This window comes from Faecalicoccus sp., from assembly GCF_036552745.1.
GTDB lineage: Bacteria > Bacillota_I > Bacilli_A > Erysipelotrichales > Erysipelotrichaceae > Faecalicoccus.
This window is the reverse complement of sequence record NZ_JAXKBY010000169.1, coordinates 1-13441: the sequence shown is the minus strand read 5'-3', so window position 1 is coordinate 13441 and position 13441 is coordinate 1. Positions and strand designations below refer to the sequence as shown.

Here is a 13441-nt window from a genome sequence, read left to right as displayed (position 1 = left end):
TTCTTTATCTCCTTTTCCGTGAATTCGCAGGATCTTTTCATCATAATGAATTTGAGTGGTCGTAAGGGTACAAAGTTCACTGACACGCAGTCCACAGCCATAGAGTACCTCCAAGATCGTTTTTTCATAAATGCCTTTATCGCTTTGATCAAAAGAGGCAAAAAGCGTTTCTAAATCTTGTTTGGTACAGTAAACCGGTAAATGCTTACTTTGTTGAAAGCCACGGATCGAAACAGCCGGATCCTTGATCGTTGGATGATTCAATACCGTATAAGCATGAAAGCCCTTGATACACGACAGCATCTGATTCCCACTTGCCGCCGCATGTGTATCCATATACGTCATCAAAAAGTTTTCTACGATTTGTACATGAATTTGTTCCATATCCGTAATCGCATGATCATTTAAATACTTTAAATAGACATTCAAATTTCTCTGATAGCTCTCTATCGTATTCAAAGACTTATTTTCAATCACTTTTAGTTGCATGATGTAGTCATCATATGCTTCCCTGATATTCATAGTACTATCTTATCACTTTATAAAATAAGGTTGAAGTATCTTGCAGTCGCATCCCGATTCTTTTCGCGCTTCCATCAGTAAAGACTTCGCCACATTTTGATCGTATGCCACCTGCATACTTTGTATTTGAAAATGATACTGGTATAAAAGCTTACAGATATCATTGAAGCGATTTGGACGATGGACAAAATAAAAACGCCCGTTACTTTTTAAAAGACGAGAAGCATTTCTAATCAACTCTTCTAAAGTCAAATGCACTTCTACACGTCCATTTTGTCTGGGATCCATGGAAATATCAGGATGGGTCGCATCAACCTTAAAATATGGTGGATTGGATACGATCACATCAAAAGGTTCATCCTGATATTCCTGCACTCTACAACATACGATCTTGGTAGGATGCTTGAAAAAATGCTCAACATTATATCGTGCAACCAGACACGCTTCGTCAAAAACCTCAACACCAACAAGCTCTTTTACATCATATTGATCACACGCATATAATAAAGCACCATTATTACAGCCGATATCTAAAATTCGTTCTCCTTTTCGAATCGTACAGAAATTAGCTAATAATTTGGTATCGGTATTAAAGTGAAAATGCTTTGGATGTTGATATAAAGGACGCTCTTTGTCTAAGAAATAGTCCAGTCGTAAGTCACTTTTGTTGATTTCCATCTTTTAAAAGGTCACTCGCTTTCATAAATACTTGTTGATCCATCTTTCGATTCAGTTTGTTTAAGATCCAGTCTGTATCATGTTGCGGAACTTCGAAAATGGAAGGTTGATGCAGGATTTTCTCCTGATCTTTGATCGAACCGACATGAATTCCGATATGACGATATCCAATCGGTTCAAAATTTTCTTCGATCAAATTGGATACTGCCTGATAGATCAGTGGAAACTGATTGGTATATTGTCCTAAATTCTGGGAGCGAACGATGTTGTGAAATTCCGTATCACGCAAGGATACCGATACAAGCTGTCCCATCTGATGCTCTCGTATCATTTTATCGCATAAATGCTGAGTCAGATAACGAGCCTGAACCAAAACTTCATCCATTGTATAAAAATCTTGTTCATAGGTTCTGGAAAGAGAAATACTTTTACGTGTGCTGGAAACTTGGAGTTGATCGCTGCTCTGTCCATGCACCTTTTGTAAAAGCGCATAACCGTTTCTTCCCAGAATTTGAAGAACCAGACTCTCGTTTTTCTTATCAGCAAGTTCACCAATCGTTGTAATTCCCTTTTCCTTTAACAAAGGAACAGTTTTCTTACCTAATCCGACAATAGCTTCGATGGGTAAAGGATAAAGCTTTTGTTCAATTTCGGCCTTTCTTAAAACTGTAATACCTCTTGGCTTTTTCATATCACTGGCCATTTTTGCCAGAAAACGAGTCGGTGCGACACCGATAGACACACTCAATCCCAGGCGCTCAATCAATTCATCCTGAATTTCAAAAGCTAAATCCAAAGGGCGCTTATAACGTGCAATAACGTCGGTCACATCCATAAAACATTCATCAATACTACAAGGTTCTAAAAGCATCGTGTATTGACGTAAAAACTCAAAAAACTGAGCGCTGACCGATCGATAGTATTGATAATCTCCCTGAACGATGATCAAAGAAGGACACTTTCGTAAAGCTTCATAGACCGGCATAGCTGAATGCACACCTTCTTTTCTGGCTGCATAATTGGCCGTAGATAATACACCTCGCTTGGAAAGTGAACCAACCGCCATAGGATTGCCTTTTAAAGAAGGATTTTTCAACTCTTCACAGGAGGCAAAAAACGCATTCAAATCCACATGAAACAACACTCTAGCCATGCAGGATCTCCTGAATACGCTCTTTTAACTCCAAAGCCGCATTTTGAGAACGAGAACTGATCTGTCCGCTTGTCATCATCGCCAGTTCGTCGATTGTTTGTGAAGCATTTAATGACTCCACTTTTGTCTGACTTTCTTGTCCAAGCACTTCTTTTACTACACGATAATGCGTATCGGCCCAGGCCGCAACACTGGCTAAATGTGTGATACAAAGAACCTGATATTGTTTTGATAAGGCATGCATCTTTTCTCCCATCTTAAAGGCAACCTTCCCGCTGACACCGGTATCGATTTCATCAAAAATCAGTGTCTGCGTATCTTCTTTGGAATGAAAGACCACTTTTAATGCCAACATCAAACGAGAAAGCTCTCCGCCGGATGCCGACTGTTTTAAAGAAGTGAAAGGTTGTCCGGGATTCATAGATACCTGAAATTCAATATCATCGATTCCCGTAGCACCGGCTGATTTGGGATTGCAGGCCACCTGAAAGCGAGCATGTTCCAGCATCAAATCTTTGAAATGTGTTTCTAAGGATGTACTTAATTTTTTAAAGACACGTTGTCGCTTTTGTGATAGTTCCAACGCAAGCGTATCATAAGCTTCTTTTTTCGCATCCAAATCTTTTTTCAACTTTTCTAAGAGATCCTCACGATGCAAAATCAGATCGATCTGATCCATGATTTCCTGTTTTCTTTGCGCCATGGCTTCTAAAGAACCGCCATATTTTCGAATAGCTTTTTTTAATCGATACTGCTGATCTTGTAACTGATCCAGATTTTCCGCATCCTGCAAGATACGATCTTTCTCTTTTTTTAGTTGTTCCGATATTTCCATGACTTGATAATATGCATCATGAACATAGCTTTCGGAATCAGTAAATGTCTGGATTGACTGCAGCTTTTTATAGAATGTGTAAAGTTGATCGCTTAAACCATTCTCATGATCCAATAGATAAATGCACTCGGATAAATCTTCAATTGTTTTTTGAGCGCGCGATTGTTCTTGAATCTTATTTTGCAGCTGGTCATATTCTTCCTGCGGCATCCAGATTTCTTCAATTTCATTGAGTTGTGCTGTATAAAGGTCTAATTGATCTGCACTCAACTGTTTTTCCTTGGTATCAGAATATGTCTGTAAAGCCTGATGATAGAGATGATAAGCTTCTTTTGTCTTTTTTCTTAAATCAAGTGTCTGTGCATATTGATCCAACAAATCCAGTTGAACAGAAGAATCCATTAAATAAAAGGTATCTTGTTGCGAATGAATATCAACGATCTGAGAAACAATCTGGCGGACAAAATGATTGGTCGTGATCTGCTGGTTAATACGAATCGTGCTCTTTTGTTGTTGGTTGATGGTTCTTTGGATGATCAAAACATCATCAACTTCAAAACCATTGTCTTCCAACTGTTGGCAAACGGCCGGGGAAGGTTTGCTTAAAACCATCTGTAAGATACATTTTTCTTTTCCCTTGCGGATGATATTCCCCTGAATACGATTTCCCATCAGATAACCGATCGCATCGATTAAAAGGCTCTTTCCGGCACCGGTTTCCCCGGTTATAACGCTCATGCCTGTATTATAATCAATCAACGCCGATTCAAATAGTATGTAATCCTTTACCATAAGCTGTTCAATCATTTTGTCACCTTCTTCCTCTCGCATAAAGCATATATTCCTGGTTGCCGTGACGTCCCTGAATCTGACTTTTTTCTACGACAACATCTTGATATGTTTGTAAGACAAAATGTTTTATGTCTTCCACGATCTTATTTCTTATCTTTTCACTTTTTAAAACACCTTTTGTATTTAAGTATTGCGGGCCACATTCAAACTGTGGTTTGATCAATATAGCACAATGTTCAGGCTTTAGTTTAGAAAATACCGGTTCTAATATGGTCTTACAAGAGATAAAACTGACATCCATACATAGAAAATCAATCGAATCTTCAAACCAGGAAGTTTCAATATAACGAGCATTACGCCCCTCCATTTTGATCACACGGGCATCCTGATCTAATAAAGGATCCAGTTGTAAATGACCAACATCCAGGGCATAGACTTTTTTAGCACCTTTATCCAGACAAACCTGGGTAAAGCCGCCGGTACTGGCACCAATATCCAAACAAATCTGATTTCTAAGATCGATGGCAAGAGAATCTAAACAACCCTTTAGTTTATAAGCCCCTCTGGAAACATAGGTATCCGCATCATCGATTTCAACCGAATCGGATTCTAAGACCAGAGTACTAGGCTTTGAAATCACTTTTCCATTGACCTTGACCTTGCCATCCTTAATCAAATCTTGTGATTTTGTGCGTGTTTTTCCTAACGCAACACAGGCTACATCCAAACGCACCTTATTCATGAGCATCAATTTCCTTAAACAACGACTCCAGATCGATATGCTCTTTTTTGCGTAATGCACGAATTGATCCATGTTCGACAAAGTGATCTGAAATTCCCAAAATATGGATTTTATTTTTATATTGATTTTGGAACTCCAGAATGGCACTGGATAAACCACCTATCGTTACATCCGTTTCAAAAACATAGATTGGCAAATTCAAATTCAATAAAGAAGTTAAAAGATGTTCGTCGATGGGTTTAAAGAAGCGTGCATTGACAACAATCATCTCATATTCATTTTCCTGCACCGTATGTTCTATGCGCTCTACATCCGGCCCATAGGCAATGATGATTCCCTTTGGATGTAAACCAAACTGTTTCTTGGTCCATGATCCAATCGGAATCGAGTCAAAAGTGATCGCTTCCGGAACCATGGCCTGTCCACGTGGATAACGAATACAGAAAGGTTTACCGGATGTAAAAGCAGTATATATAAGATCATACGCTTCTTTGGCATCTTTTGGCTGCGAAAGAATCAGATTAGGAATGCTTCGTAACATCGCAATATCAAAAACACCCTGATGGGTCTCCCCATCATCACCGACAAGACCGGCACGATCAATACCTACAACAACCGGAAGATTCATACGCGCCAGATCATGGTTCATCTGATCATAAGCTCTCTGAAGAAAAGAGGAATACACGCTGACAAAAGGATGCAGTCCGCCTAAGGACATACCGCAAGCCATCGTGATCGCATGTTGTTCGGCAATACCACAGTCAAAGAATCGATCAGGAAACATCTTCGCAAACTTCATCAACTTGCTTCCCTGTGCCATAGCCGGTGTGATCGCAACGATCTTTGGATCCTTTTTGGCAAGCTGTATCAAGGCATCGCTGATGATCTGTGACCAGCTTTTTTCATTTGGCGGCAGCTTCATCAAGGACTGCCCGGTCGCAATATTAAATGGCGATACACCGTGCCATTTTCCCACCGTATCTTGCTCGGCAAAGCTGTATCCTTTTCCTTTTTTTGTTCGAACATGCACAACGATCGGTCCATCATGTTCTTTGGCAGTTTCAAAAACCTTGATCAATTCGGCAATATTATGCCCATTGACCGGTCCCATATAGTCTAAGTTAAATTCTTCAAATAAAGGTGCATCGATCAACCCTTTTTTTAAGCGATCTCGAAAAGCCGTCATAAACTTTAAGGTTTCTGTCCCAAATTTATTATGATCCAGACTTCCCTTTACATCCTGTTTTACATTTCGATAAACACGTGAGCTGCGGATCGAGGTAATCCGTTTTTCCATGCCACCATGATTTTTGGAAATAGACATATTATTGTCATTAAAAATAATGATCATCTTTCGCTTTTGTGCGCCGATATCATTTAAAGCCTCCATGCTCATACCACTGGTAATCGCTCCATCTCCAATCAATGCTACGACATTATAATCCTGATGTAAGATATCTCTTGCCGCTGCATAGCCTAAAGCCGCACTTAAAGATGTCGAGGAATGCCCGGCTTCCCAACAGTCATAAACACTTTCCTTGCGCTTTTGAAACCCAGAAAGTCCATCTAATTGACGAAGTGTAGGAAATAAAGTCGATCGTCCGGTCAAAATCTTATGTACATAGGCTTGATGCCCCACGTCAAAGATCATTTTATCCTGTGGTCCGTGAAATACATAATGCATGGCAATCGTTGTCTCTACGATACCTAAATTGCTGGATAAATGGCCGCCGGTCTTCGAAATCGAATGAATCAAAAAATGACGAATGTCCTCAGCCAAAGCATTTAATTGTGGTATTGTCAAAGATCGAATCTGATCCGGTGATTCAATATCGTATAGACGCATAGCTTTTTACCTCTTTTCTTTTAACAGGTTCGATGAATTAAAAAATCTAAGATTTTCTGAAAGGATGATGTGGATGTTGATAAATCATTTAACAAACTTTGGATTTGTTGATCCAGCTTTGTCACTAAGTTTTGTGATTCTTCTAATCCTAATAGCGATACCGCCGTCAATTTATTATTTTTCGTATCACTTGTCGATTTTCCTAAAGCAGTGGCAGAACTTGTTACATCTAAAATATCATCCTGTACCTGAAATTGGATACCTAGATGCACTCCAATTTCTTTTAAAACTGGTATATCCTGTTCTTTATCTGCTAAAATAGCTGCACATACCATAGGCAATGTCAATAGCTTGGCAGTTTTATACACTTCAATTTCCTGAAGATCTTCAAAATGTGCATCGGTTAGCGTTTCTGCTTTCATATCCAAATCTTGTCCGTAGATCATTCCATCGATTCCGGCATATTCACTAAGTTTAGAAACCAGAGCACATTTCTTTTCTGATGAGCACTGGGATTCCAATACGACTTGAAACGCTCTAGTTAAAAGTGCATCGCCGGCTAAAACAGCAGTTGCCTCATCATAGGCTTTATGGCAGCTTGGTTTTCCCCGTCGTAGATCATCATCATCCATACAGGGCAGATCATCATGAATCAAAGAGTAGGTGTGAATCATCTCAATGGCACAGCCACAGGGATAGCCTAACTGTTCTTTAAATCCATAGTCTTTTAAAAGACTAAATAAGATCAGCGGACGAATACGTTTTCCTCCATTCATCAATGAATATGTCATTGCTTCTTTGGTACGTGAAGGAAGACCAACTGTAGCTTGTTGGCGCAAATAATCTTCAAAGTCTTTATTGTTCATCGTTTGTCTCCTCTTGTTGGTGTAACAACTGATCCATTCGATCTTCAAAGGTCTTTAACTGATCTGAACATTGTTTGGAAAGTTTTAATCCTTCTTCAAAGAGTGACATGGCCTCTTCTAAATCCAGATCATTTTGATTTAACGCATTTACGATTTCATCCAATCGCTTCATGGCTTCCTGAAATTTTAATTTTTTTTGTGCCATAGCTCCTTTTCCTCCTTATCTGTGACGCTGACATGAATACAGCCATCCTCTACCTGCAGCTGCAACGCATCTTGTTTTTGCACCTGTTGAATACTTTTGATAATGTTGTTGTCCTTTGTCGCAATGGAATAGCCGCGGGATAATGTCTTTAAAGGACTAAACGCGTCCAATAATGCCGCATTCTTTTCCAATTGCTGCTTTCTGGACCGCTTAAATTGATGCATGCGCTCTTCTAACTGCTGCTCTTTATACTGCATCGAAGTGAAGGCAAATTCCATCTTCTTTTGAAGCTGGTAAGATATTTCCTGTTTTCGTTGATGTAGGATTTCCTTTCTGGAAATCCATTGCAAGGCCGTTTGTTCCAACGCCTGATGCATAGAATCCAGTTTCAGTTGTTTTTCATAGGCCCAGGAAAGTGGTTCTTTTAAATACGGATTTTGTTGAAGCAGCTGATATTGTTGCCGATAGCGTTCAAAGATATGTTTCATGGATAGCTCCAGCTGTTTGGTTTTCAAGGTTAACTGTTCAATAATTTCATGTTGATCGGGTGTTATCCATTGTGCCGCTGCTGTGGGAGTTACTGCACGATGATCACAAACCAAATCACATAAAGTCGTATCCACTTCGTGTCCTACTCCACTGACCGTATAGGTTTTACACTGATAGAGAGTTTTGACAAGTTCTTCATCATTAAAACAAAATAAATCCTCAAAGCTTCCCCCACCACGAATGATGAGTAAAGCATCATACCCTTTTTGATCCGCCTTTTGTATTTGTTTGATCAAGGAAGCCGGCGCCAATTTTCCCTGTACATAAGCCGGATACAAGGTTGCCTTCAACATCGGCCATCGTCTTTGGATCGTTTTAAGCGCATCCTGCAAGGCGGCTCCTTCTTTAGCCGTAATGATGGCTACATGTTCAAACCATTCCGGTTTTTCTTTTTTACGACTTTGATCAAAGTATCCTTCTTCCAATAATCGTTTATAGCGCTTCTGGTATTCTAAAAACAAAGCGCCCATTCCATCTTGTCGAATACGCTTGACATAAAGTTGTAAGGAGCCTCGCACTTCATAGACATTGACACTTCCCTGTACTTGTACATTCATGCCCTCATTCAATGAAAAATCCAGATGTTTGACATAGCTAGAAAACATCACACAACTCATTTCTCCACGGGAATCCTTTAAGGAAAAGTAATAATGTCCAGAACGATGCTTTGTCAGATTGCTGATTTCTCCCTGAATCCATACGGTTGAGAAATCAAAGGTTTGCGTTAAGATGACTTTGATTCGCTGCAATACGGAGGAAACAAGGACAACGCGTTCTTCTTTCATAGCTGATCCAAGATTCCATTGATCAGCTTATAACTGGAATCATCACAATACGCTTTAGCCAGGTTGATAGCTTCATCGATGACAACAGCTTTGGGTGTCTGGATCACATAGAATTCCTGATAGGCCATCAGCAAGATCGTTTGTTCCAGAAGACTCAACCGATCAAAGGTCCAATCATCCCGCAGGCGAGATTCGATATCCTTGCGATAGGCAGTTTTTTTATCCATCAAATCAATGGTCAAAGTGTATAAAAAAGGATCGATCTCATTTTGCCCGTGCGTACACTCAAACAAAGCTTTCCGGATATCCTTTTTTAAAAGAAGGTTTTGATAAATAGTTTCTAAAGCAATTACTCGTTGTTCATGTCGATTCATTTTGGTTCCTGTCCTTTCTTATAGGGCACTCTGGCGCTCGGTACAACTTCACTGGCCGAAAGCCCATGTACATCTTGATCATCAAAAAAGATATTAGCGCCAAAGCTTTTTAAGATAGTTGCTTTATTGGCACCTTGTAAGAAGAAGACTTCATCTACATCAATATTCCATTTTCGTAATGTTTTCAACACACGTCTTCCACTGTTTTTATCTCTTGAGGTTACAATAGCAGTACGAATCAGTTGATATTCTCTTGTGTTTTGTTGCAGATTGGCAAGACATAACAAGAATTTTGCCAAAGGACCTTTTTTTAAAGCCCGATCCTGATTTTCTATCTCGTTTTTCACAAACGCATCTAAGCCTTTTTCCTGAAAGATCTTTTCACTTTCCGCCGAAAACAAAACCGCATCGGCATCAAAGGCGATACGAATCTGATCATTATCAGTACGATAAATTTGATCCGTGTTATAAACAAGACCGGCCGCAAAGCCATTATTGATCGCATCACTGACATCAAACTCATTGGAGGATAAAAACAAATCCACGCCAAAGGCCTTTAAGTAACGCGAAATATTCTCTCCACCGCTCATTGCCATTCGATTGATATCTAAACCATAATGATCTAAAGAATTAATGATTCGTAACGATGTCTCAGCCGAGTTTCTGGACATGACGATGACTTCCACCAGCTTTTTACCGGTTTTTTCATTGATCGATAGTAAATTATTAACTAATGTAAAGCCCGTTCCCGGCTCTAAAATCTCATCCTCATGGGATAATTGATATTCACGATATGCATCCAGTCCCTGTGTTTCAAAAACCTCGTTCTCCTTTTCCAGATTGAACAAAGCACGGCTGGATATGCCCACTACAAGATATTCATCAAATGATACTGCCATAGTTCTCCTTTCTTTTTAAAAAAAGGAATCCGAAGATTCCTTAAAAGATAAATCCGACAACCTGTACCTCAATGGAGGAAGGCTGTAAACCGGTCATATAAGAAATACTTTCAAAGATCTTGTGTTGAAGATTGGCGCAAACATCAGAAACGTTTGCCTTGTAGTTAATTTGAACAGGAATGTTCATTGTTAATTGATTATCATGAATTTCCGAAGACAATGTATTGGAATTACGCAAGCGTGTCGTTTCTGCCAGCTTTACGTTTTCATCCTCTTCGATCACGTTTAACGCAATGGAAGTAAAAACACTTTTATTTAAACGTACAGTTCCCAGATTACTGCTGTTTTCTAATGTGATATATTCTTGTGCCATATCAATCACCCTCATTTCTAACAACAATTATACCAAAATTCAAGCATTACTGAAAGTCCTTTATCCCCAAAGCCTATAAGTATTTTCGACAAGCTCTTTCTGTTTCTGTAACAAAGACAATGTTTCATCAATATCATGGTGAAGCTGACTTTTTAGTGCATCGATTCCATCAAAGCGCTGTTCGGGACGAATGCGATCGATAAAGAATAAACGCAAAGTTTGTCCATATAAATCACCATGAAAGGAAATCAGATGGGCCTCTATACTCATATTTTTATTTTTAAATGTTGGATTGGTGCCAATATTGATCATAGTTGGATAAAGCATGCCTTTATAGTGGCTAAGGCCTGCATAAACGCCGCCGAAAGGTACGATAAATTCTCTGGACAGCTTTAAATTGGCCGTCGGAATCTGCAGTAAAGAAGTCCCACGATGATAGCCATGTTCAACTATTCCATCGATCGAGTACCCATAGCCCAGCATTTGGGCCGCATCGAATACTCTTCCCTCCTTTAAGGCAGTTTCAATGCGCGTGCTGGAAATCTTTTCGATCGGATCTAAGATCGCATCAACCACATGAACGGAAAAAAGATCTTGTTTTAGAAGCGTCTCAGTATTTCCTTCATTCTTGATTGCATATCGAAAATCAAAACCACAGACCAGTGATTTAACATGCAGATTGGAAAGAAGCGTATGAAACTGCGATGTATCTAACGAAGCAAAATCTCTGGTAAACTTCAGAATATAAAAAGCATCGACACCCATATGGCTGGCCAGCTCGATTTTATCCTCTAAAGGCGTGATATGTTCAATGACTCGTGTAGGATGAAATAACACCCAGGGATCGGGATCAAAGGTAATGATGGCACTTAACAGTCCCAGCTTTTTTGCCTCTTCTTTACAAGCCTTTACCAAAGCCTGGTGTCCCTTATGAAAGCCATCGAAAAAACCAATACAGGCAACACTGTCTTTCAAGTGTGGTAATGCGTTATGATCAATCGTATATACCTGCATTACCATAACCCCCTTTTAGATGCATATAAATCACCATCGACTCTTTCATAAATGGCAAGCGACTTTTGTTGATGATAGATACAAACCAGATCCGATTTTTGATTTGAAATGCACAGCTTTTTACCATGTAGCACATCTTGTATATCGTTCATATCAATGCGTGGAATGTGGGAAAGCAAATCCTCGATCGGATAAAAATGGGGCAAGGCTTCGATTTCTTCCAAACTTTGTGCCTGCTCAATGGAAAAACGACCCACACGTATGCGCTCCAGGCTTTTCATACACCCTTCATTATTTGTCTTTTTCGCAAATTCATAACAAATGCTTCGAACATAAGTACCGCTGGAACAATGCACTTCAAAAGTTAGATCTTGCACATTTAAAGCACGAATCGAATATATTTCGACATCCTGATAGATTGGTTCGATCTCAATATTTTGTCTTTGATATTCCATCAGTTTTTTGCCATGGATCTTCTTTGCGGATGTCATCGGTACAAGCTGAGAAATCTTGCCTTGAAATGTTTTCAATACCTCTTCAAAATCAAAGTCTAAGTTCACTTCTTTTTCCTGTGTAATATTTCCAAAGACATCCATGGTATCCGTAGCATATCCCAGTTGAATACCGGCTCGATACGTTTTATCAGTATCGTTTAAAAATTGTAATATCTTACAAGCTTTTCCTACCAGTACCACTAAAACACCGGTAGCCTGTGGATCTAAGGTTCCTGTATGTCCAATTTTTTTGGTTTGTAAAATTTTACGTAATCGATTGACCACATCATGGCTGGTCATGCCTGCCGGTTTATTTACGATCAAAATTCCATCCATTTCATCACCTTAGTCCATTGTACTTATTTTTAAATTGTTATGCAAATGATATAATGCCAAAGAAAGAAAGGAAAACTTTATGAAAATTCAGTCTGTGTTACGTGCGATCCGCAAAGCGGATCAAGACTTTGGTTTGATAGAAGACAACGATAAGATTTGTGTGGCCCTCAGCGGTGGAAAAGACAGCATGTTGTTGTTTGTCGCCTTATCGATGTATCAAAAATTTGCCCCTCATCCCTTTTCACTTTGCGGAATTCATGTTGATGTAGGTTTTGAAGACTTTGAGCATGAAAAGATGAAGGATTTTGCCAAGCAATATAATCTTGATCTTCATATCGAAAAGACAAAGATTTTTGATATTCTTAAATTACACCCCAACAACAAAGGAAAGATTCAATGTTCCCTTTGTTCCACTTTAAAAAAGGGAGTATTGTTTGATAAAGCCAAAGAGTTTGGCTGCAACAAGATTGCCTTGGGACATCATGGCGATGATGCGATTGAAACCTTATTGTTGAATATGGTACACGGCTCAAAGATTGCCACTTTTCAACCAAAACAGTATATGTCACGAATGGATATGTTTATGATTCGACCGATGATCTATTTAAAAGAACAGGAAATCATTGATATTTGTAAAAATAATGAAATTCCGGCTGTACGGCGAGTCTGTCCTAATGATGGAGTGACCCAACGTCAGGAAATGAAAGAACTGCTCCATCAATTTTATCGAAAATATCCACAGGCACAGGATAACTTCCTGCATGCCTTATCCAACTTAGAACAAGTTTCTTTATGGGGAAAAGACAAAACCGGCAGCTAGCCGGTTTTCTTATTGTTGTTCATCACAGAAATACGTAGCTTCCATATCCGCCGTACTCAAGGCAAAGGCCAATGGAAAATGCTCAAAGGTATAGCCGACATTTTTAGCCGGATCGTCATTGGAAAAGCCCATATGATATCGAATCGCAAAGGCTTCTT

Annotated in this window: 15 protein-coding genes; 1 reads left to right on the top strand and 14 read right to left on the bottom strand. The window is 39.3% G+C overall.

What is annotated here, in order from left to right; all coding sequences use genetic code 11:
- The 14 genes from U0M88_RS08140 to truB all read right to left on the bottom strand — a co-directional run.
- Window positions 1–522: site-specific integrase (locus tag U0M88_RS08140; protein WP_331869504.1), on the bottom strand; the 522-nt coding region annotated here is incomplete at its 3' end.
- A 12-nt stretch (window positions 523–534) separates the two neighbouring features.
- Entirely contained in the window at window positions 535–1200 is a 666-nt protein-coding gene (locus U0M88_RS08135) for a tRNA1(Val) (adenine(37)-N6)-methyltransferase (RefSeq protein WP_331869503.1), read from the bottom strand.
- Entirely contained in the window at window positions 1181–2353 is a 1173-nt protein-coding gene (gene dinB / locus U0M88_RS08130; RefSeq protein WP_331869502.1) for a DNA polymerase IV, read from the bottom strand. Before dinB ends, U0M88_RS08135 begins: the two co-directional genes overlap by 20 nt.
- The gene (gene recN / locus U0M88_RS08125; protein WP_331869501.1) at window positions 2346–4019 is read right to left on the bottom strand and encodes a DNA repair protein RecN; all 1674 of its coding nucleotides are present in this window, start codon (window positions 4017–4019) and stop codon (window positions 2346–2348) included. Before recN ends, dinB begins: the two co-directional genes overlap by 8 nt.
- The gene (locus U0M88_RS08120) at window positions 4000–4722 is read right to left on the bottom strand and encodes a TlyA family RNA methyltransferase (RefSeq protein WP_331869500.1); all 723 of its coding nucleotides are present in this window, start codon (window positions 4720–4722) and stop codon (window positions 4000–4002) included. Before U0M88_RS08120 ends, recN begins: the two co-directional genes overlap by 20 nt.
- The gene (dxs, locus tag U0M88_RS08115; RefSeq protein WP_317395209.1) at window positions 4715–6568 is read right to left on the bottom strand and encodes a 1-deoxy-D-xylulose-5-phosphate synthase; all 1854 of its coding nucleotides are present in this window, start codon (window positions 6566–6568) and stop codon (window positions 4715–4717) included. Before dxs ends, U0M88_RS08120 begins: the two co-directional genes overlap by 8 nt.
- A 20-nt stretch (window positions 6569–6588) precedes the next feature.
- On the bottom strand, window positions 6589–7434 hold the full coding sequence (locus U0M88_RS08110; protein ID WP_331869499.1) for a polyprenyl synthetase family protein: 846 nt from the start codon (window positions 7432–7434) through the stop codon (window positions 6589–6591).
- Window positions 7424–7639, bottom strand: coding sequence for an exodeoxyribonuclease VII small subunit (xseB, locus tag U0M88_RS08105; protein ID WP_022789061.1), 216 nt, complete (start codon window positions 7637–7639; stop codon window positions 7424–7426). Before xseB ends, U0M88_RS08110 begins: the two co-directional genes overlap by 11 nt.
- Window positions 7621–8973, bottom strand: a complete 1353-nt coding sequence (xseA, locus tag U0M88_RS08100; RefSeq protein ID WP_331869498.1) for an exodeoxyribonuclease VII large subunit — start codon at window positions 8971–8973, stop codon at window positions 7621–7623. Before xseA ends, xseB begins: the two co-directional genes overlap by 19 nt.
- Window positions 8970–9347, bottom strand: coding sequence for a transcription antitermination factor NusB (gene nusB, locus U0M88_RS08095; RefSeq protein ID WP_022789059.1), 378 nt, complete (start codon window positions 9345–9347; stop codon window positions 8970–8972). The genes xseA and nusB overlap by 4 nt, the downstream gene beginning before the upstream one ends.
- Entirely contained in the window at window positions 9344–10246 is a 903-nt protein-coding gene (locus U0M88_RS08090) for a 5'-nucleotidase (protein ID WP_317395203.1), read from the bottom strand. Before U0M88_RS08090 ends, nusB begins: the two co-directional genes overlap by 4 nt.
- A gap of 40 nt (window positions 10247–10286) precedes the next feature.
- A complete protein-coding gene (locus U0M88_RS08085; protein WP_022789057.1) occupies window positions 10287–10619 on the bottom strand; it encodes an Asp23/Gls24 family envelope stress response protein in 333 nt (110 codons plus the stop codon).
- Window positions 10620–10679: 60 nt separating this feature from the next.
- On the bottom strand, window positions 10680–11633 hold the full coding sequence (ribF, locus tag U0M88_RS08080; RefSeq protein ID WP_331869497.1) for a riboflavin biosynthesis protein RibF: 954 nt from the start codon (window positions 11631–11633) through the stop codon (window positions 10680–10682).
- A complete protein-coding gene (gene truB / locus U0M88_RS08075) occupies window positions 11633–12463 on the bottom strand; it encodes a tRNA pseudouridine(55) synthase TruB (RefSeq protein WP_331869496.1) in 831 nt (276 codons plus the stop codon). Before truB ends, ribF begins: the two co-directional genes overlap by 1 nt.
- A 79-nt stretch (window positions 12464–12542) precedes the next feature.
- On the opposite strand from truB, the gene U0M88_RS08070 reads away from it, so the two are divergent.
- Window positions 12543–13283 carry a tRNA lysidine(34) synthetase gene (locus tag U0M88_RS08070; RefSeq protein WP_331869495.1) on the top strand — a complete coding sequence of 247 codons (741 nt, stop codon included), beginning with the start codon at window positions 12543–12545 and terminating at the stop codon, window positions 13281–13283.
- The last annotated feature ends 158 nt before the right edge of the window (window positions 13284–13441 follow it).